This window comes from Nostoc sp. UIC 10607 (assembly GCF_047228265.1).
GTDB lineage: Bacteria > Cyanobacteriota > Cyanobacteriia > Cyanobacteriales > Nostocaceae > Nostoc > Nostoc foliaceum_A.
In genome coordinates this window covers 1-19260 of the sequence record NZ_JBIQNW010000026.1, presented here as the reverse complement: position 1 = coordinate 19260, position 19260 = coordinate 1, and the positions used below count along the sequence as shown (strand labels likewise).

Here is a 19260-nt window from a genome sequence, read left to right as displayed (position 1 = left end):
AAAAAATCAAAAATTTAATTACTCTTAACTAATGAATTTTTCGTCGTGCAGCTTGTAAAATTAGACGTTTTTCAGCACGAGCGATCGCCTGATATGTTCGCTCCACTGCTTCCGGTTCCACGGAAATAGAATTTATCCCCCATTCCACTAACTTATCTATGATTTCTGGATAGAGGGCTGGTGCTTGACCGCAGATTGAACAAGGTATACCGGCACTTTTAGCCATTTGGATCAGTTGAGCGATCGCACTCATCACTGCCGGATGACGTTCATTAAATACTTTTGCTAGCTGTCCTTGCTCTCGATCTACTCCGAGCAATAATTGGGTCAGGTCATTTGTACCAATAGAAATTCCATCTGCACCTGCTTTGACATATTCTGGCAGTAAAAACAGGACGCTTGGCACTTCTGCCATCATCCACAATTGAAACTGTGATACCTCAGTTAAAAGAGCTTGCTCAACTTTACGACGGCAAAAGACAAATTCTTCCACAGTTCGCACAAAAGGCAACATTAGATTGACATTGCTGTAACCAGCTTGCTGAACACTTGCCAAAGCTTGCAATTCCAACTCAAAGACTGCGGGATTTCGTAAATAGCTGAAGGTGCCACGTTCACCCAACATCGACTGGGTTGAAGATTGTAAATTATCACTCAATGATGGTAAATCCTGCGGCCAATCTAAAGAACGATAAAAAACTGGTCTTGGTGCAAAGGCACGGGCAAACTGCATAATCTGCTCAGACCATCGCTCTAACAATTCTGCTTGCCGCCCACCTAAAATCCAACTATTGGGATGTTGCCCGTCCAATATATTTAGTACCATCAATTCTGAGCGCAACAATCCCACCCCATCCACAGGAAAGCTTTGCACTTGTTCTATTAAACTGGACTGACTCAAGTTAACTAGTAGTTGGGTAGCAATCATAGGTAGATGAGAACTAAGAGGAGGATGGGGCACTTTGAGATTGTGATGATTCGAGGAAAGAAACTTTTCTCCTGCCAGTTTCCCACTTTCCTCCTCTGTAGCTTTTTCCATCTCCTCCTTTGAGTTTCCTTTGATTCGATAAACCTCTCCTCTGTCGCCATCAAGCAGCAGTCGTTCGCCAGTTTGGATTAAGCTTGTAGCAGATGTTGCGTTCACTACTGCTGCAATACCTAATTCTCTGGCAAGAATTGCAGCATGGCTGGTTAATCCACCTTGTTCAGTAATAATCCCAGCAAGTTGTTGCAGTAATGGTAACCAATCAGGTGCGATCGTTGGTATTACTAAAATCACTCCCTTGGGTAATTGTTCGGGTTTATGTTGCGGATTAGTAATTACTAGGGCAGTCGCCACAACACGTCCTCCTGCCGCCCCTAGTCCCCTGATAAAGTGTCCGTGGGGAATAATTACAGATTGGGGAGAACTAACTTGTGTTATGTAGAGCTTGCCAGATGGAGTTTGTCCGGCGATAGTCCATTTAATAGTAAAGGTTTTTCCCAGTTCACTCACCAGTTGAGTTCCCAGAGCAATTATTTGTTGTAAGTATTCTTCTTGTAAAGCGTACTGTTTTTGTTGGGCTTCCTGAAGTAGGTAGGTATTCAGACAAGAGTGATCTGGTGTTAGCGCTGACTTGGGGATGGGTTGCGAAAAATCTTCAGGTGCTGCATCATCCACACCATAAGCAAGCATTTTATTGCCCAACTGTTGCTCAAGTACAATCCCAGTTGCCTGTTGAATGTAGTAAACATCTGGCTGGACTTCGCCAAGAGCGATCGCAATTCCTAATCCCCAAGTAGCTTCAATTTCCCACCCAGAGGAGTTGGCTCTGAGCAAACCACTGGCGATCGCATTATCAACAGGTTGCACCAAAACTGCTAAATTTATTTGTTGCAGATTAATTCCGGCCCGCTGCCAATATAGTAGACTTCTGGCACGAAATATCTGGCTCCAGGTACGCTTTAATGCAAAAGCGATCGCTTCGGGTTCGCACTGGCAAAACACCGACTCCAGCAAACCAGATATATTCTTCATACTTGGGGTAGCAGTCGATACTGCCAAGGTAGGTCGAAGAATTAAACAGCCAGTTTGCAATTCTCTAGCTGCTTGGAAAATTGTCCTCACCCACTCCTCTGGCACAGTCGCAGTCAGAATTTCCTGGCGCAAGCGACCAGCCACCTGCTGAAGTTGCCGCCAATTAGTGACATCCAGGTGTAACGAAGAATGGGGTAAGTCAGCCACTAATGACTCTGAACTATTGAGATTTTCGAGAAATTGCCGTAGAATTTCCGCTGAAACGACAAAACCAGGCACCACCGGATAGCCACGCTGGATAATTTTGCTTAAGAAAAACGCTTTGTCACCTACTTTGGCGCGGTCTTGTAGTTTAATTTGGTCTAGCCAGTAGAGTTTATCCACTCAATTTGTTAGTTTTCAATTGTCTATTTGTCGCCACAGCTATTCCCTCCTGGTACGTTATCAGGCGTTAATCCACTGACTCCTGAATCAGGACTCCTCAATAGGAATAGTTTTCAGCATTTACCTTGAATTTACCGACCTTGTTAGTGGTTAATTGCTAGTTACACGATGTATTCCTGTAATTCGACTTCTTTGGAAATCAAATTTTTGCCTTCATTTCGCCTCCCTTCCCTAAAACCGGGAGTTTAGTTCTTTATCGAGATTGTACATGGCGGTGTCATATTTAATTATTAAGTGTATGGGTTAAATCTAGCAATTTAAGGTAGGCTTTTATAGCATTAGTTATTTTAAATGGCCCAAAAACTATTTAATAAACTTAAAATTCATGTAGTTTGTCCAAATTATGATCGTTTCCATAATTTCATCATGCAAACCTCAATTTATTGACTGAAAGAAGATATTATTGAAAAATAATCCTAACAATGGAAGATATTAATTACTAGCTTAAAAAGCATTCCTGAATCGATAAAATCCAAATATGAGATAGGCTATTGCACTAAACCCATTGGATTAAACTCCATTAATAAAAATATTATCAGTTAGCCTAGTATATAGAATACTCTATACCAAACTAAGCATTGTCAAACACTTACTACCTGGCAACTAATGATTGGCTGAATATGAGCTTCCGGCTAGGCATTGCATTGCTAATTGGAGCGATAATCGGCTTAGACCGCGAAATTAGGCACAAACCAGCCGGTTTAAGAACTCACATGCTGGTGAGTTTCGGTTCAGCCATTTTTATTTTGATAATTATGCAAACAGGAGGACTGCAAGATACTACTGATGCACTTAGCCGTGTAATTCAGGGAATTGCAACTGGTGTAGGATTTCTTGGTGCTGGAGAAATTGTGCGCCAATCTTCCCAAGAATCACAGCGATTTGAAATTCATGGACTCACATCAGCAGCAGCTATTTGGGTTTCGGCTGCATTGGGAATTGCTGCTGGCTGTGGTTTATGGCAGTTAGGATTAATCGGTTCTCTGCTAACTCTTGTAGTTCTCAACATTTTTAAAAGGTTAGAATAAGGTCAAAATTATTCATAGTTGATAATTACTGTTGGATTATTTCTCCTGCTTTTACAAAAAGAATTTGGGAGGACTTCAACCACTGGGAATCAAAAGAACCCAAGTGAGTGGTAGTAATCAGGGTTTGAAAGCGGTCTTGAATAGCATCAAGCAATTGATTTTGACGGGATAAATCGAGTTCGGCAAGAACATCATCAAGTAATAGCAATGGTGGCTCTTTGACGACTTCTTCAATTAATTGTAATTCGGCTAATTTTAAAGCTAGAACCAGCGTTCGTTGTTGACCTTGAGAACCGTATTGACGAGCGGGTGTCTGGTTAATAGTTAATTCTATTTCGTCTCGATGGGGGCCGACAAGAGTAGTGCCTTGGTGCATTTCAGCGATCGCTCGCTGCTGAATTTTTGCTAAAAAAGCTTGCTGCACTTCTTCAGGATGGTTATCCTCTAAAGGAATATTCGGCACGTAATTGATTTGTAGAATTTCTGTACTGCCGCTAATACTGGCGTGCCAAGCACTAGCAATAGGAGCTAATCTTTGGATGGCGCGATCGCGTCGTCTAATTACTCTGGTTCCTGTGGTAGCTAATTGTGCATCCCACACCGCCAGTTCTGAGTGTAGAGACGTTGCATCCAATGTCTCTACATGACGTTTTAAAAAAGCATTGCGCTGGCGTAACACATGGTTATACTGCTGCAAAATGTGAGCATAAACTGGTTCGAGTTGAATTAAGAGTGTATCTAACCAGTTGCGGCGACCTTCCGGGCCACCGCGTACTAGGTCTAAATCTAGGCTGGAAAATTGGACTGCATTGAGAACGCCGAGAAAATCCATTTGACGGCGGATAGATTCACCATTGAGAGCAACGCTACGGCGACCATTGCGGCGCAGGGTTAAGCTAAGGTCACTAACGCCTGTTTGTCGCTCAAGGGTGGCATTAATTTGGGCTACGGCTTCTCCTTCTTGGACTAAATCGCGATCGCGGGCCATTCGGTGCGATCGCAATGTCGCCAGCAACTCTACCGCCTCCAACAAATTCGACTTTCCCTGAGCATTATTACCTACCAAAATTGTTTTGGCAGCAGTAAACTCAACCTTTTGGTCTTGATAATTACGAAATTGTCGGAGGTTTAGAGTTTTGAGGTACATAGAGAAAAGTTAGGGGCAAAGAGTAGTTAGGAGTCAGGAGTTAGGAGTTAGGAGTTAGGAGTTAGGAATTGAAAACTCATACCTTATAACTCATTACAGACGCGATTAATCGCGTCTCTACTCATAGCTACGCACTTTTTCAGACAGCCTTCTTGCCCATAATCCGCAAAAATATCTTCTCCGATTCAATCCACACAAACATTAAGGCACTGAAGCCAATACAAACTCCCAATTCCTCTAGAGTCAGGTAGTGAGTACCAAAGAAATCTCGCAGGGGTGGGACGTAAACTAGCATCAACTGCAAAATCGTGGTGACGACAACAGCCGCTAGTACAAAAATATTGGAGAAGGGATTCATCTCGATGGTCAGTCGGTTGTTAGAGCGAATGGCGATCGCATGGCCCATTTGAGCAATACACAAGGTAGTAAATACCATTGTTTTCCAAGTATCGGGATTTCCCTGATACTCAGGGGCATGGGTATGTTGATAAGCCCACCACATCAAGGCAATGGTGATAATGGCAAAAATGATCCCAATGCGAATCATGTAAGAACCTAATCCCCTGGCGAAAATACTTTCGCGGGGACTAAAAGGCGGACGTTGCATCACATCCGGTTCTGGAGGTTCCACAGCTAATGCCAAGGCTGGTAAACCATCTGTCACCAAGTTCATCCAGAGAATTTGTAAGGGAGTAAGGGGAACGCCTCCCAAACCAATTAGGGGTGCAGCCGCAATTGTCAGAACTTCGCCAATGTTACTGCCCAAGATGTATTTAATAAAGCGGCGGATATTGGTGTAAACAACTCTACCTTCCTTAGTGGCGCTGACAATGGTGGCGAAGTTGTCATCAAGTAACACCATGTCACTTGCTTCTTTACTGACATCGGTACCAGTAATGCCCATTGCAATACCGATATCAGCTTGTTTGAGGGCTGGGGCATCGTTGACACCATCACCCGTCATGGCCACAAATCTGCCCCGGCGTTGCAGTGCTTGAACAATTCGCAGTTTGTGTTCTGGGGAAACCCTAGCATAAATGCTCACCAAGTCAACATTTTGCTCTAATTCCTCGTCGCTCATCCGCTGCAACTCTTGACCTGTGAGCAAGCGATCGCCTTCTTGGGCAATTCCCAAATCAGTAGCGATCGCTCGTGCTGTTAATTGGTGGTCACCAGTAATCATCACTGGGCGAATACCTGCATCCCGACACTCTTGGACTGCTGCTCTCACCTCTGGGCGTGGTGCATCCAGCATTCCCACCAATCCCAGCCATACTAAGTCTTGCTCAGATGCTTCGTCTGAACCTTCTGGTGGGATTTCCGCGAGGGGTTTGTAGGCAAAACCTAGCACCCGTAAACCTTTACTCGCCATTTGGTCATTTTCTGCCAAAATTTTCTGGCGTTGTTCTTCGGTTAAGGGGGCTGAGTGATTGCCCAAATGAATTTGAGCCGAACGTGCCAAGGTTAACTCTGGAGAACCTTTGGTAAACATTAAGTAAGGTTCAGATTGGAGAAAATTAGCGATCGCAGGGTCAACACCTCTTGAAGATGCGTCACCTGTGGCGATTCCCTCAACTTGAGAAATCACGCTCATCCGCTTCCGTTCTGAGGAGAAGGGAAATTCCGCAACGCGAGGTAACTTACTGTTCCACTGGTCTTTTTCGATTCCGGCTTTTCCTGCCAGGGTGACTAACGCCCCTTCTGTAGGATCACCCAAAATTGCCCATTCACCTTGTTCTTTTTGCAACACGGAATCATTACAAACAGCACAGGCGATTGACAACGCTGAGATTTCTGGAGACTCCTCTAGGGAAATTTGTTGACCATCTAACTGAAAGTCCCCTGTGGGAGCATAACCTTCGCCAGTGACGCGAAAAGTTTTGTTATTGGTGGAAACCGATTGCACCACCATTTTATTTTGAGTCAGCGTGCCAGTTTTATCAGAACAGATAGTGGTTACAGAACCCAATGTTTCCACTGCTGGCAATTTGCGAATCAAGGCATTCTGGCGTACCATTCGCTGGGTTCCCAGTGCCAGGGTAACGGTAATTACGGCTGGTAAACCTTCTGGCACCACAGCAACGGCCATACTCAAGGAAACTTCTAAGAGTTCTTGGATGTTGCTAAAACCTCTTGCCTGGATAACACCACCGACGACAACAATTGCCACGAGAATCAAAGAACCCGTAACCAGGACGTTACCCAGTTGAGTCATCCGTTGCTGTAAGGGTGTAGGTTCACTTTCCACCGACTGCAACATAGTGGCAATTTTGCCTAGTTCTGTTGTCATGCCAGTGTTAGTTACCAGAACCTTCGCCCGTCCTTGGATTACTTCGGTTCCTTGAAATACTAAATTGATGCGATCGCCTAAATCTGTTTCTTCGGGCAATTTTAGCGTTGCCTGTTTATTCACAGCTTCGGCTTCACCTGTCAGTGCCGACTCACGCACTTGTAAATTCGACTGTTCGATCAAGCGTCCATCTGCGGCTATCTGCATCCCAGCTTCCAGCAGCATTACATCCCCTGGGACTAGTTCCTTGGCTGCTATCTCCACCAATCTGGTGTTGCGGATGACCCGCACTAAGGGAGAGGTGAGTTTTTTCAAGGCTGCCAAGGCTTTTTCGGCACGGCTTTCTTGGACGTAGCCGAGTATGCCATTGAGGATGACAATTGCTAAAATAGCGATCGTATCTTTAAATGGCACTTCACCAGGCTTCAAATCCCCCGCCCGCAAAGCTATAAGGTCTAAAATCCCAGAAATCAGAGCCACGCCAATCAGCATCAACAACATAATGTTCTTGAACTGATCCAGCAGAATTTCCCAAGTACTACGGCCAGCAGTTTCTTCAAGTTCGTTGGGGCCGTACTTTTGCAACCTCTGTTGAATTTCTTGGGGTGTTAAGCCACTGTCTGCATTACTATCAAGCAGGCCTAGCGCTTTATCAACTTCTAAACTATGCCAAACGGCGGCACCTTCAGGCAGAGAATTAGCAGACATCGTGTACGTCACAGGAAATGGTTACAAAATTCGATCATAATTTAGTGATGGCAGGAAAACCATCTTCTAAAGTTACATTAAGGCGATCGCTAAGTTGTATGAGTGTATATGTAATTCTTAACATTTGTAAATTTATCCTTTTTTGAGATAGTGTTATTTCTCACGAAAGAGTTTTTTGGAACATATTGTACTCGATAATTGTGAGTAATAGAGCTTTGAAGCTTTGTTGCAGAGCGTATGCCACAATTAATTTTAGGCTGCCATTGCTTTCATTTACATCTAGTCAATAGCCAGGATGCATGGCACGATTGCATTTCTTAATTTTGAATTTTGCCCAAAGTTGAGCCAGCCATTTGTGTATTTCGCCTTCAAGCGAACTGGCGTGCCAGGAGGGTTTCCTGATTTAGCAAACTTTTCCAGCAGAGTTTTTAATTTTGAATTGTCCAGGCGTGCTAAACCATTCAAGAAATATGCTTAATATGAGTTTTGCACTCCCCACGACCGCAAGCCAGATGTTTGGGCAAAAAACAATTCGACCGCTGACTGCTGCTACCCTGTGTGGCATTACTTTCATTAAAGATAGACTGATTGCCATTGACAGCATTAAAGGGCATCTACTGGAGATTGATCCCACCTCTGACAACAGCAAAATTCTCAATCCCCATCAAGTTAAAGAATTTACCGATGTCACTGGTATAGCAGTATGGGAAGATACCCTGTGGGTGAGCCGAGAAAATAGTGTTTACTTGTGCAAGCTCAATGCTTTGGGACTGGAACATTTTGTGACATTGCCTTATCCGGCTGACGGCGTTGCTGTTTGGGAAACGACAGTTTATGTCAGTTGTCAAAGGCTGGGCTACATTCTGATTTTTGACCGCGAAACGCGAAAAGAAATTACCAGATTTTATGCCCCTGGAGTTGGGGTAGAAAATTTGGCAGTGACTCAGGAAATGCTGTGGATTTGCGATCGCACCGAACAATCAGTTTACGCGATGGACAGGGCAACAGGAGAACTACAATTTAGTGTCCTGACCCCTTTTGAATGTCCTACAGGCATAGCAATTCATAAAACTGACGAAACAGGTAAAGAAAGTATTTACGTCGCCTACGCCACAGAGGAGCCTTATATTCGGGACAACCCCAATGCTGATCCGAGTCATGAGCTAACGTTCCGCGATCGCACTTTTATTCATCCCCTGTATTATCATTACCAACCAGATAAGCGCTACGCCCTCTCTAACGGTTATCTCATTGAGATGTCCTATGCTGAGGAAATTGCACCCCTAGACGAGGTTTATTTACCTGAGGTAGAATGGCGTATCGCCTTACCATCGGAAACCGAACGTCAAAAGGTAAAACACGTTGAACCCATTGGTATACCTTTTACTGAAGAAGTGATAGAGGGGCAACGTGTAGCAGTATTTAAATTTGATTCTCTTACCCCAGGTGAACGGCATATATTTGGCTGGAAAGCACTTTTGGAAGTTCGAGGCATCAAGTATCGCATCACACCTAGAGATGTAGAAGATATACCTGAACTGTCCCCCGAATTACAAACACGCTACCTAGTGGATGACGATGATTTAGCAATGGACACTCCCATTGTTCGCCGTGCTGCTAGAGAAGCCATTGGTTCTGAAACCAATGTGCTGCGGAAAATGTACAGCATCCGCAACTACGTCTATGATGAGTTATCCTACGGTATTAAACCTTACATTGACACGCCAGATATAGTTTTAGAGCGAGGTGTTGGTTCCTGTGGCGAATATGTCGGTGTTTTACTTGCGTTATGCCGTTTAAATGACATCCCTTGTCGGACTGTAGGTAGGTACAAATGTCCTCCCCATAGTGACTTACTAGGAGTACCGCTACAACCGGACTTTAATCATGTTTGGCTGGAGTTTTACGTACCGAATTTTGGCTGGTTGCCAATGGAATCAAATCCTGACGATGTGGGTCAAGGGGGGCCTTATCCGACGCGCTTTTTTATGGGCTTATGCTGGTATCACATTGAAATTGGCAAAGGTATCACTTTTGAAACTGTGACAAGTCAAGGTGCGCGACTAACCAAAGAAGATATCCCCATCGGTGATTTGGCGATTAATCATATTCGCTTCACAATTCTTAAAGAATTACCGGACTTTTGAATTAGGGCATTGAGCATCCTGGAAAGGTGCTGAGAAAGCGAGTAAGGTGTGTTATGCCGTAGGCTAACGCACCTTAATAGTCTCTGCTTAACCACAATTTGTGTCTACTTCTAAACTCTTATTTTTATTCAAGTATTCTTCAAACAATTCAAAAAATTTCTGTAGTGCCTCAGGCTCATCTACAGAATAGAAAATCGGTGTATTTTACATCTAGGTTGTCTGACAAGAGTGAAGAGTTAGGTCAGTAAAAGTACGAGAATTTTGCAGATCTTTTTGAATATTGAACCAAGATAAACAGGTAAACCAATTAGCTATTAACTCTTAAACTGGGCAGTGGATATGATTGATGCTGCTTAAAATCAGCAAAGTCACAAATTGAGTTAAATGGGCAAAATCGGCAGTGAGATCCAGGATTAGGAGGGAAAATTTTACTGAAATTACTACTGTGTTCTTGATATTTTTGCAAGTCGTGTTGGTGCTTGTGAGCAATGTTCGCTAACTCAAATTTTAAGGATTCTAATTCACTACTATTGATGCTAATTAACTCAGACTTTTTACATATTTCTAAATTATAAAATGATGCGACAGCTTCCCGTCCAGGGTAAAGATAACGAGCAGCTACCAAATAAACTAATGCCTGTCGTCGGTCAAAAGCCGACTTACCAGTTTTGAAATCTAAAATATGTAAAGTGCTATCAGATTCGATGAAAACGCAGTCCATAGCCGCATATAAGCGAAAGCAATAATCTTCTTGTTCAACTACTATCGGTTTGGGAAAGCCTTCATCACCCGGAGTTAATTGAATAATATCTTTATCCAAAAGTAACGGTGCATCGTGATATTTTTTTAAAATTTGCAGCACGCGTTGCTGGACTTGATCGCTTGAGTTGGCTAATTTAAGTAGCTGTGCAACTCTTTCTACACCATCTGCTTGCTTCAACAGATGCCTGTGATGATGAAACTCATAAACGCCTTTTTGGGCGAGTATCCCAATCCGCTGGGGTGCGGTGGCTTGCGTTAACAGTGCTTTGACTTGTGGTTCGTGTTGCCGCGCTTTGATAAACCCCCGTCTCATCTGGCAATGCCAGCGTTCTTGCCCGGTCGCTGGGGCAACTAGAGACCAAAGGTGATAACTGGCAAAAGGTCGATCGGGGGTTGACATTGCTCAGAAACAGTGAGAGAAAATACGGTGGGGAGAAGTTTAAGCTAAGGCTTCCTTAGAAAAGAACTTCGGGGGATACTTGCTGCTACACACGCTTTGCGGGAAGCTTGAATAGTACTGATAATGTACGGGAGCAAGTGGCAAAAATGTCCAGCAAGATAAAATTTGGTACCGATGGATGGCGAGGGATTATTGCCGATGACTTTACTTTCCCCAATGTGCGGAAAGTAACAAGAGCAATAGCCACTTACTTAGAAACAGCCTACACAAAAGACAGACCAGTACTTATTGCCTACGATACTCGCTTTTTAGCTGACCAGTTTGCCCAAACAGCGGCCCAAGTACTGGCAGACTTGGGTTGGACTGTGAAAGTTACTGATCGGGATTGCCCTACACCAGTAATTGCCTACAACGCCCGTCACTTAAATTCCGCTGGGGCGTTAATGTTTACTGCTAGTCATAATCCAGCACCCTACTGTGGAATTAAATATATACCCGATTATGCTGGGCCTGCCACTCCAGAGATTACTGATACTATTGTGGCAAATATAGAAAGTGCATCGGATGAGTTGCCTGGAAGCAACCCATCAGGTTCAATTTCAATTTTCGACCCAAAACCTGATTATCTGCAATTTATCTACACCCTACTTGATGTAGAAAAAATCAAAAGCGCTAATTTAAAGGTAAAGTACGATGCTTTGTATTCTACCTCTCGCGGATATTTAGATGAAGTTTTGCAACATAGTGGCGTTCAGTTAGAAAGTTTCCACGATTGGCGGGATGTTTTATTTGGGGGTGGGATGCCAGAACCCAAAGGAGAACAATTAGTTGAGTTAGTGGAAGCAGTAGTTCGCGATCAAGCTGATTTGGGCTTGGCAACGGATGGAGATAGCGATCGCTTTGGCATCGTCGATGAACAAGGAAACGTCCTGACTCCGAATACTGTGCTGTTAGTTCTAGCACGTCATTTAATCAAAAACAAAGGTAAAACAGGCGCTATTGTCCGCACTGTGGCGACAACCCACCTGCTGGATAATTTTGCTGCTAAAAATGGGCTGCAAATTTACGAAACAGCAGTTGGTTTTAAATACATCGGCGAAAAAATGCGCGAAACTGATGTATTAATTGGTGGAGAAGAATCAGGCGGTTTGAGTATTATCGGGCATATTCCCGAAAAAGACGGGGTTTTAGCCGATATGCTGGTGGCAGAAGCGATCGCTTATGAAGGCAAACCGCTAAGTCAACTTGTCAAAGAAGCGATCGCTGAAGCAGATGGCCCACTTTACAACAACCGCCTAGACTTGCACCTCACAGAGGCGCACAAAACCGCCGTCATCGACTCCTTTACTAAAAATCCACCTACAGAGGTAGCTGGAATTAAAGTCAAGGAAGTGGGGCGTAAAGACGGTATTAAGCTGTATTTAGAAGAAGGTAGCTGGGTTTTACTACGTCCTTCTGGTACAGAACCACTGGTACGCGTCTACCTAGAAACCAACACTCCCGAAAAACTCACCCAAATCGCCCAAGAGTTAGAGAGTGCCATTGCTAAACTAGAGGCAGTAGCAGTTTAATTTGTCAGAGTTAGGAATTAAAAGTTAAGAGTTATGAATTAGGAGTTAAGAGTTGTAAAGTAACAATTCTTAACTCCTCATTTTTAATTTCGAGCAAAATATAACTCCTAACTTCTAACTCCTAACTTCTAACTCCTAACTCCTAACTTCGATCAAAGTATGAAAACTCTGGCTCCTTTTTTGACATCTCTAGTTGTAACGGTTTGGGTGATAGCGATCGCAATTATTTCAGTCCAAAATGCCACACCTGTATCGTTAAAATTCTTAACATTCCAATCGATTCAGATACCAATGGGTTTAGTGCTAGCTTTTAGTGCCGGTATAGGTTTAATTGGTATGGCACTGCTGCAACCTCTGTGGGGACTTGCTGGTTTTGGGCAGGGTAATTCTCGATTGGAAGAGGATGCCGAATTTTTTGTCGATGATGAAGACTTTTGAGGGTTGAAAAAAAAACACATAGAATTACACCAGTTAAGTAATCTTCATCTGGTGATATGCACGAATGTGCATACAATAGATTGAGATGGCGTATCAGTGGGATAGGGATAAGGCAGCAGCCAATCTTCGTAAGCATGGCGTTGACTTTGCTGATGCAGTAACGGTATTTTCTGACGATTTAGCAATTACCATCACAGATCAACGTTTTGATGAAGAGAGATTTATCACTATTGGGATAGATGCTTTCAGTCGAGTTTTAGTAGTTGTGTATACATGGCGCAATGATGAGATTCGATTGATTTCTGCCCGCAAAGCTACGCGCTATGAACTAAAGCAGTATGAAGAAGGATAAGTGATGGAAGCTGAGTATGATTTTAGCCAAGGCAAGCGGGGAGCGATTGAATCAACACCAACAGGCAAAACTCGAATTACAATTCGCCTAGATGATGAAGTATTAGCATGGTTTCGTGACCAAGTTCATGCAGCAGGTGGAGGAAATTACCAAACTTTGATTAACGATGCCTTGCGTGAGTACATTCAGCAGCGCCGTGAACCGTTAGAAGATACATTACGGCGAGTATTGCGAGAGGAACTTGAGCGTATTGGAAAATAAGGATATTTTGGCTTGCTTAAGATCAATAACGGCTATGAGCGCAACTTATAAAGCAGATTTTAATTTGTGGATTGAGCAGACAGCCCAACTATTGCGATCGCATCGCTGGCATGAAATTGATGTAGAACATCTGATTGAAGAGGTTGAAGGCTTGGGCAAAAGTGAACGGCGGGCTATTGCCAGTCAACTAACTCGCTTACTGTTGCATCTGCTCAAGTGGCAATATCAACCCCAGCGTCGCTCAGATAGTTGGCTCGATTCGATTACTGATTCTCGCACCCAAATTGAGTTAGCGATAGAAGATAGTCCTAGTCTTAAGAACTATCCTACAGAGCAATTTCAGGAAAGTTATCAAAGGGCGCGTCACCAAGCAGCCAAGCAAACAGGGATACTTTTATCCGTGTTTCCAGAACAGTGCCCATATTCTTTAGAGTTACTGTTGGATGAAGACTGGCTACCGGAAGCAAGCGATATTTGATAACTTTATTTGTGACTGTATGGGTAGTGGCGATCGCTATTAAATAATAACGCCTGTAAGCCTCACACTATATAAAAAAAGCCTGACAACGCAGGCTTTTTAGAAACTTTTGGCAGAGCGATCGCGCCGTTATAAAATCAAAATGTCCATTCGTGGTCTGGATCATCCAGGGCGGCGCGAACAGAAGCTAAGTTAGCAAGGTCTTTGAAAGGGCTTAATTTAGCAATTTCTGTGATTGAATTTAAGGTAAGGGCTAATTGATCATTATTGCCAGATGCGATCGCATTATCAACGACAGCAAATAAAGCGCGAAAGTTTTCTGCACGTTCATCAAAAGAGCGATCTAGATACGCCATCAGCAACTCTCGCTGGGCGTTAATCTTGGTAATTGTTTCATTTTCCCAAGCATCAATCTCTCGTCTCTTTGTCTGTTCCTGTTCGGCAATTATCTTATATTCAATATAAGCTGAAGAAACTATGTCTACACATTGTGTTTTTTGCAAAGCTGCTATCTCACGTCTTTTAGTCCGTTGTTGCTCTCCAATTTGCTTGTAACTGGAAACAATGCTTACTAACGATTTTGTCGCGTTAACCGCAGTACATACTGTACCAATACTTGGTAAAACCATTGCTAATTAACTCCCAGAGTTTTGTATTTAGCTTGGATGGTTAAAGTAGCAGAGTTTAACAGTCCTTCATGATCTAAAATAGGAATTTTCATAATTTCTGCAAGTGCTTTAATTAAAAGTGCTACTTCTTGAAATTTGCTAGCATCGCGATCGCGATTAAAAGGTTGGGCTTCAAGCTCTTGAAGTGCAGATTTAGCACGGTTGTTTAAATTACACACTAAATTAGCTAGTTCCACTGTTCGCCTTTTAACCTGTAAGAGAAAATCTTGAGCTGCTTCAATATTGGCAATCTCTACGTTGACATTGGCTTCATATTCTCGCGCTTTAGTCAAAGCTTCCTCACCCTTACCAGCAAGTTGAAAACCCCCAACCATCAACGCGGGGCCGAGTGTAATACTTCCCAACACAGCACCACCAACCGCCATACTGCTACCACCTAAACAAGCTATGGTCGCATTCCAAGCCGCAGCACCACCAAGTTGTGAGATACCGACTTGAGCAGTCCACAATCCAAAGAACCTGGAAACAGTAGCTGTACCTACAGTCCTTGCTAAGGTAATTGCACCAGAACCTGCTGCTGAGGCTGCAACGGCTGCTGACACACCACCTTTCACCCACTGTTCAGCTTTGATAACTTCTGTTTTGTACTCCTGAATTTGCTGAGTGGAGATGTCTAATCCAGTTAGAATATCCAGATTGTTTTGGGAAGCTCGCTGACCAATTCTCTCGATAAAAGCTATAAAGTTTGAAATTGTACCCTGTTTGATACGAAGCTGCATTTGACCATAAACTTCTGCTGACTGGTTAGTAATTTCCCAGGCTGCTTTTAAGTTTTGCAGGTTACTTTCGTATTTTTGTTGAGCCTGTTCACCAATTTGGCGTCACCGTGCCAAAACGGGAAAATTGTACGCTAAGGCTGAAACCCTTCCCCCATAAGCATTTTAGCCACCAATTTTCAATAATACCCGTAAGTGATATTGAGCCGAGATAGGGTGTAATTTCCGGAAAAATGGTCTAAAAGGGCTTGCTGTATCTAAGTTTTAGCGATTTTGGCTAGCAATTTTATAAAATTTACCGCAGCCTGCGATTATTTTTGGTCAAATTCTAATTTCTTCTTTGGCTTTTTAGGAGCTTCTTTTGGTTAGTTTCGATTGGCAAAGAATTTTGTATAGTAATCGCTTCTCTTCAGGTGTCCGTGTGCGTCAATTACGCCGATTATCTATACTCATAAGTAGAAAGTTCCTATGATTCTAATTCGCAAATAAAACCAATCAAGGCAAATGGACATTTACAATTCAAAGCTTTTTCTAGGAAATTGGCGTGAAAGTGATATTCCTGACAAAGAAGATCAAAAATTTCTTTATAACTCAATTTTAGATTTGTATCTAATTCTCAAAATCGTGTTTCTATTTTGGTCGTATATTTTTTAAAGTTGTTAGTTATTTTAGGGGACTGTATGAATATACTCGATGGTCTTTATATATTAGATCAAAATCACAAACCTATTGCTCCCACAAGTCTTGAGCAATGGTCTAAGTGGCGGAAAGATGATAACAATGTACAAGTAGCTTTAAGTACTTTTTCTTGGGGAAGAGTATCTACAATTTTTTTGGGAAAGGATTATTCTAATTTACTAAATCTTGAACCACAGCTTTTTGAAACTATGGTTTTTGGAGGTGAATACAATGGTAAATTCTGGAGATATTCAAATTGGGAGCAAGCTGTTAACGGACATAAAGAAGTTTGTACATGGATGTTAGACTAAACAGAGAAATAGCACCCTGGAGTGAAGGGGGAGAACAAGCCGTTCAGGAAACAGTCTATTATTCATTTATCTTTGCTTGCTAATTGTTGCTATTTGACATGAAACCAAGCCAGATTCAAGTAATGCCACTATCCAAAAAACTAAATTGGTCAAAATCTCCATTTTGTCTTTTGACGGTTTTTGTCCAGCATCTAGCGCAATCAATAATCAGTATTGCTAGTTTGGCCATTATACTTTTCCACTGTTAATGTCCATTGACGTTCACGCTCTTGATATATCTGCTGTATTTGCTCGCGAGTGGTGACAAAGGTGTTAATAATTGTTAGCTCTGGAGGATGTTCATTTTGCTTCCAATATAAATCCCAATATTCTGCCTGCTTGTCTGCTTCTTGTTTAGTAAATTGTTGAGCATCGTCCAACTCAGGAAGAAATTTATTTTTATTAAGAAAGTAATAACCTTCTTCTTCAGTGCTTTGAACTACTATAAACATATCCGCGTTCATAACCATCTATAATCTCCATTCAATATCAAAGGATCTATCGCAATAAGGTAGTGGCCACGGTTTAACTAATTGAAAGCATTGTTTCTTATCACAATCAAAAAATTCACAAATTAATCCTATTGGGCATTTACTCATGGTTCCTAAAATGTCATTTGCTGTACATTTTTAATGTTGCCAGTGCCATTACACCAATTGCATTTTTGAGGCGACTGATCGCCCAACCAGCGATAGATCTTTCCCTCCCCAGCACAAGCAGAACACTGATCTAAGATTGCATCTAACACGCCACACATATATTTTTGTGCAGCTTCTTGGGTGGGATAATCAGCATGAGATTTTAAGCTTGCACCTTTCTCTTTGGGGTGTTTTGCTGTAGCGTACCAAAATTCTGTAATGTCATCTTGGTAGGTTTGAATACTTATACCACGGTGTTTCATTTTTATCATAAAATTAACTAAAAAGTTGATTTAAGATATTGTTTATTTGCCCGGAAAAGTAATAAGAGCAACTGTGAGTAGCTTCACTATAACTAGCCTCAAGGCAATTTTCCGCATTTTCTAATCTACCAGTTGGGCCTTTGATTTCAATTATTGCTATTTGTTCACCTTCAGCTTCAATAATTGTTTGTACTCTTGATTCTGGTAGGTTTTCGGGAGAGAGCGAATCTATTGATAAGCCTGTATCTACAACAATATTTGATAAATGATAAATTGATTTACATCCATCATCGGTGCAAAATACTAAACAATTATTCCTCACGTAAATTTCAGTAATTCTCATTGTATAAATCCATGCTTTGATGAGATGATTGTACAAAATTTAAAAATATCCATTTCGTCATTTCGCCTTCTGAATCCCTTTGCCTGCTTCGCCGTAAAGAATTGTATCGCCAGCTTCATCCACAATTTCAATATATCCATCTGGGTGAAAGTGTGGATAAATATAGCGTTTTACGATGCCAACTTGCTGAAATGGCAAGCAATGTTCATCGTGCGATTCAAAGATTACGCGATCGCCTGGCTTTAATTTTCTTTTCCCCATATATTTTTAAAAACTATCGTGCGTTTCATTTAACCCGTAATCTACTGTTTGTTGAATCGCTTCTAATTGTTTTGGCAAGCAATCTTGGCAATAGTAGTGTAGGTTATCATCCGACCAGTAAATAATATTTTCTTGACCTTTTGGTATTCTCTTTTGGCATTCGTAGCAATCAAAAGCGGTACATTCAATACATTCACAATACCGTACAATTCCAATACACTTTTCCCTAAAATAGTATTTAGGCATGGTAAAATTAAATCTGGCATCTGCCAATAAACTATCAAAATGATTCGATAGCATTTGGCTTGTATTATATTTTGGCTGTGTGCCTATTGAAACCCTCCAGTTCAGATCCATAGTCTTGGCTAGCATAGCAGGCTATAGTGTTTATCAATCGATTTCAATCATTTGAGATTCGCATAAATACCACTTCACTTCCGGCGTGTCTTTTGATAGTTCTTCTGTATCAATTTCCCAGTCTTCGGGATAATCTAAAATTTTCAAGCATCGAAATAAATCTCCATCAACATACGCAATAAACGACTCGTAAAAAGTTCCATCTTCTTCGGTAACGGTAATTTCAAAAACAGGATGATTGTCAGGGTTGCTCATAATTAATTCCTATTTTGCAACTTCCCTAATTCTCTTCCAATCCGCGAAATGCTCAGTTTTATAATGTTGTCTGAATGCTTTCATGTCCCATGAGCGCCCTGAGTTCTTCAATTCCCATTAATCCAACTCGCTCTGTAGCAAAAGTGTGCCGTAGGTCGTGAATACGAATTTCTTGGAGTTCAGGACTATCTCTAATGAGCTTAATCCAGGATTTATGCGCCATACGATAAGAAAGGCGGGATACTTCTAAAGTTTTTGGCTGTTGAGCAGTAAACAGTGCTGGATGCTTGGGATGTCTATAATATTCAATGTAGTTATTTAGACTCGTGAGTGCTACTTCACTGTAAAAACACCACCGTTGCTTGTTGCCTTTTCCAACAACCTGAAATTTCCGAGCTTCGAGGTCTATGTCATCTAAATTTAGAGCCAGTACCTCAGCAATCCTAGCGCCACTGGTATGCAACAAACGCACCAATGCAGACAAACGAATATCTTTTTTGATGACACCATACAGGATACTTAATTGGTATGGAGTAAGGTAACGCACAACCTCATCAGTCGCGTGTTCTCCTTGTTCTCGACTAGGTTTGCGTCTTGTGAGACCCGCAACCGGATTGGATTTGAGATATCCCATATCAACAGCAAAACTGAACAAAGCCGTGATTAC

Annotated in this window: 20 protein-coding genes; 8 read left to right on the top strand and 12 right to left on the bottom strand. The window is 42.1% G+C overall.

Features of this window, described 5'->3' with window-relative positions; translation table 11 throughout:
* Nucleotides 1–28: 28 nt before the first annotated feature.
* On the bottom strand, nt 29–2401 hold the full coding sequence (locus ACEYW6_RS20790) for a putative PEP-binding protein (RefSeq protein ID WP_412981235.1): 2373 nt from the start codon (nt 2399–2401) through the stop codon (nt 29–31).
* A 638-nt stretch (nt 2402–3039) separates the two neighbouring features.
* Between ACEYW6_RS20790 and ACEYW6_RS20785 the strand changes: the two genes are divergently transcribed.
* Nucleotides 3040–3489 carry an MgtC/SapB family protein gene (locus ACEYW6_RS20785; RefSeq protein ID WP_412981234.1) on the top strand — a complete coding sequence of 150 codons (450 nt, stop codon included), beginning with the start codon at nt 3040–3042 and terminating at the stop codon, nt 3487–3489.
* A gap of 25 nt (nt 3490–3514) precedes the next feature.
* Here ACEYW6_RS20785 and recF read toward each other — a convergent pair whose 3' ends face one another.
* Entirely contained in the window at nt 3515–4636 is a 1122-nt protein-coding gene (gene recF / locus ACEYW6_RS20780; RefSeq protein WP_412981233.1) for a DNA replication/repair protein RecF, read from the bottom strand.
* Nucleotides 4637–4775: 139 nt separating this feature from the next.
* Nucleotides 4776–7634, bottom strand: coding sequence for a cation-translocating P-type ATPase (locus ACEYW6_RS20775; protein ID WP_412981232.1), 2859 nt, complete (start codon nt 7632–7634; stop codon nt 4776–4778).
* Between the two features lie 479 nt (nt 7635–8113).
* On the opposite strand from ACEYW6_RS20775, the gene ACEYW6_RS20770 reads away from it, so the two are divergent.
* Nucleotides 8114–9781: a transglutaminase-like domain-containing protein gene (locus ACEYW6_RS20770; RefSeq protein ID WP_190891508.1), complete on the top strand. Its 1668-nt coding sequence runs from the start codon at nt 8114–8116 to the stop codon at nt 9779–9781.
* 307 nt (nt 9782–10088) lie between these two features.
* Here the strand turns inward: ACEYW6_RS20770 and ACEYW6_RS20765 are convergent, their stop codons facing one another.
* Complete coding sequence (locus tag ACEYW6_RS20765; protein ID WP_190891502.1) at nt 10089–10943, bottom strand: PD-(D/E)XK nuclease family protein; 855 nt, start codon at nt 10941–10943, stop codon at nt 10089–10091.
* A 146-nt stretch (nt 10944–11089) separates the two neighbouring features.
* On the opposite strand from ACEYW6_RS20765, the gene ACEYW6_RS20760 reads away from it, so the two are divergent.
* The 5 genes from ACEYW6_RS20760 (at nt 11090) to ACEYW6_RS20740 (ending at nt 14043) form a co-directional block, all read left to right on the top strand.
* A complete protein-coding gene (locus tag ACEYW6_RS20760) occupies nt 11090–12514 on the top strand; it encodes a phosphoglucomutase/phosphomannomutase family protein (RefSeq protein ID WP_412981231.1) in 1425 nt (474 codons plus the stop codon).
* A gap of 159 nt (nt 12515–12673) precedes the next feature.
* The gene (locus ACEYW6_RS20755; RefSeq protein WP_412981230.1) at nt 12674–12952 is read left to right on the top strand and encodes a LapA family protein; all 279 of its coding nucleotides are present in this window, start codon (nt 12674–12676) and stop codon (nt 12950–12952) included.
* Between the two features lie 85 nt (nt 12953–13037).
* Nucleotides 13038–13304, top strand: a complete 267-nt coding sequence (locus ACEYW6_RS20750; RefSeq protein WP_412981229.1) for a BrnT family toxin — start codon at nt 13038–13040, stop codon at nt 13302–13304.
* Between the two features lie 3 nt (nt 13305–13307).
* Nucleotides 13308–13565: a BrnA antitoxin family protein gene (locus ACEYW6_RS20745; RefSeq protein ID WP_109007450.1), complete on the top strand. Its 258-nt coding sequence runs from the start codon at nt 13308–13310 to the stop codon at nt 13563–13565.
* Between the two features lie 34 nt (nt 13566–13599).
* Nucleotides 13600–14043 carry a DUF29 domain-containing protein gene (locus ACEYW6_RS20740; RefSeq protein ID WP_412981228.1) on the top strand — a complete coding sequence of 148 codons (444 nt, stop codon included), beginning with the start codon at nt 13600–13602 and terminating at the stop codon, nt 14041–14043.
* Between the two features lie 137 nt (nt 14044–14180).
* Here the strand turns inward: ACEYW6_RS20740 and ACEYW6_RS20735 are convergent, their stop codons facing one another.
* Nucleotides 14181–14672 carry a hypothetical protein gene (locus ACEYW6_RS20735; protein WP_412981227.1) on the bottom strand — a complete coding sequence of 164 codons (492 nt, stop codon included), beginning with the start codon at nt 14670–14672 and terminating at the stop codon, nt 14181–14183.
* A 2-nt stretch (nt 14673–14674) separates the two neighbouring features.
* Entirely contained in the window at nt 14675–15451 is a 777-nt protein-coding gene (locus ACEYW6_RS20730) for a hypothetical protein (RefSeq protein WP_412981226.1), read from the bottom strand.
* A 677-nt stretch (nt 15452–16128) separates the two neighbouring features.
* Here ACEYW6_RS20730 and ACEYW6_RS20725 point away from each other — a divergent pair.
* Complete coding sequence (locus ACEYW6_RS20725) at nt 16129–16437, top strand: hypothetical protein (protein ID WP_412981225.1); 309 nt, start codon at nt 16129–16131, stop codon at nt 16435–16437.
* Between the two features lie 200 nt (nt 16438–16637).
* Here ACEYW6_RS20725 and ACEYW6_RS20720 read toward each other — a convergent pair whose 3' ends face one another.
* The 6 genes from ACEYW6_RS20720 to ACEYW6_RS20695 form a co-directional block, all read right to left on the bottom strand.
* A complete protein-coding gene (locus ACEYW6_RS20720) occupies nt 16638–16946 on the bottom strand; it encodes a hypothetical protein (RefSeq protein WP_412981224.1) in 309 nt (102 codons plus the stop codon).
* Between the two features lie 134 nt (nt 16947–17080).
* Nucleotides 17081–17377: a hypothetical protein gene (locus ACEYW6_RS20715; RefSeq protein WP_412981223.1), complete on the bottom strand. Its 297-nt coding sequence runs from the start codon at nt 17375–17377 to the stop codon at nt 17081–17083.
* 13 nt (nt 17378–17390) lie between these two features.
* The gene (locus ACEYW6_RS20710; protein ID WP_412981222.1) at nt 17391–17720 is read right to left on the bottom strand and encodes a hypothetical protein; all 330 of its coding nucleotides are present in this window, start codon (nt 17718–17720) and stop codon (nt 17391–17393) included.
* 57 nt (nt 17721–17777) lie between these two features.
* On the bottom strand, nt 17778–17981 hold the full coding sequence (locus tag ACEYW6_RS20705) for a hypothetical protein (RefSeq protein ID WP_412981221.1): 204 nt from the start codon (nt 17979–17981) through the stop codon (nt 17778–17780).
* Nucleotides 17982–18371: 390 nt separating this feature from the next.
* On the bottom strand, nt 18372–18593 hold the full coding sequence (locus ACEYW6_RS20700; RefSeq protein WP_012412874.1) for a hypothetical protein: 222 nt from the start codon (nt 18591–18593) through the stop codon (nt 18372–18374).
* A 58-nt stretch (nt 18594–18651) separates the two neighbouring features.
* Nucleotides 18652–19260 (bottom strand): tyrosine-type recombinase/integrase (locus ACEYW6_RS20695; protein ID WP_412981220.1); only part of this gene is annotated, 609 nt, incomplete at its 5' end.

Excerpts from the sequence above, each read along its gene's own strand:
- ACEYW6_RS20710 (WP_412981222.1), bottom strand. The coding sequence starts at position 17,720 with ATGAGAATTACTGAAATTTACGTGAGGAATAATTGTTTAGTATTTTGC.
- ACEYW6_RS20755 (WP_412981230.1), top strand. The coding sequence starts at position 12,674 with ATGAAAACTCTGGCTCCTTTTTTGACATCTCTAGTTGTAACGGTTTGG.
- ACEYW6_RS20700 (WP_012412874.1), bottom strand. The coding sequence starts at position 18,593 with ATGAGCAACCCTGACAATCATCCTGTTTTTGAAATTACCGTTACCGAA.
- ACEYW6_RS20730 (WP_412981226.1), bottom strand. The coding sequence starts at position 15,451 with ATGCAGCTTCGTATCAAACAGGGTACAATTTCAAACTTTATAGCTTTT.
- ACEYW6_RS20735 (WP_412981227.1), bottom strand. The coding sequence starts at position 14,672 with ATGGTTTTACCAAGTATTGGTACAGTATGTACTGCGGTTAACGCGACA.
- ACEYW6_RS20720 (WP_412981224.1), bottom strand. The coding sequence starts at position 16,946 with ATGGTTATGAACGCGGATATGTTTATAGTAGTTCAAAGCACTGAAGAA.
- ACEYW6_RS20705 (WP_412981221.1), bottom strand. The coding sequence starts at position 17,981 with ATGGGGAAAAGAAAATTAAAGCCAGGCGATCGCGTAATCTTTGAATCG.
- recF (WP_412981233.1), bottom strand. The coding sequence starts at position 4,636 with ATGTACCTCAAAACTCTAAACCTCCGACAATTTCGTAATTATCAAGAC.
- ACEYW6_RS20745 (WP_109007450.1), top strand. The coding sequence starts at position 13,308 with ATGGAAGCTGAGTATGATTTTAGCCAAGGCAAGCGGGGAGCGATTGAA.
- ACEYW6_RS20770 (WP_190891508.1), top strand. The coding sequence starts at position 8,114 with ATGAGTTTTGCACTCCCCACGACCGCAAGCCAGATGTTTGGGCAAAAA.
- ACEYW6_RS20740 (WP_412981228.1), top strand. The coding sequence starts at position 13,600 with ATGAGCGCAACTTATAAAGCAGATTTTAATTTGTGGATTGAGCAGACA.
- ACEYW6_RS20715 (WP_412981223.1), bottom strand. The coding sequence starts at position 17,377 with ATGAAACACCGTGGTATAAGTATTCAAACCTACCAAGATGACATTACA.
- ACEYW6_RS20765 (WP_190891502.1), bottom strand. The coding sequence starts at position 10,943 with ATGTCAACCCCCGATCGACCTTTTGCCAGTTATCACCTTTGGTCTCTA.
- ACEYW6_RS20775 (WP_412981232.1), bottom strand. The coding sequence starts at position 7,634 with ATGTCTGCTAATTCTCTGCCTGAAGGTGCCGCCGTTTGGCATAGTTTA.
- ACEYW6_RS20725 (WP_412981225.1), top strand. The coding sequence starts at position 16,129 with ATGAATATACTCGATGGTCTTTATATATTAGATCAAAATCACAAACCT.
- ACEYW6_RS20760 (WP_412981231.1), top strand. The coding sequence starts at position 11,090 with ATGTCCAGCAAGATAAAATTTGGTACCGATGGATGGCGAGGGATTATT.
- ACEYW6_RS20750 (WP_412981229.1), top strand. The coding sequence starts at position 13,038 with ATGGCGTATCAGTGGGATAGGGATAAGGCAGCAGCCAATCTTCGTAAG.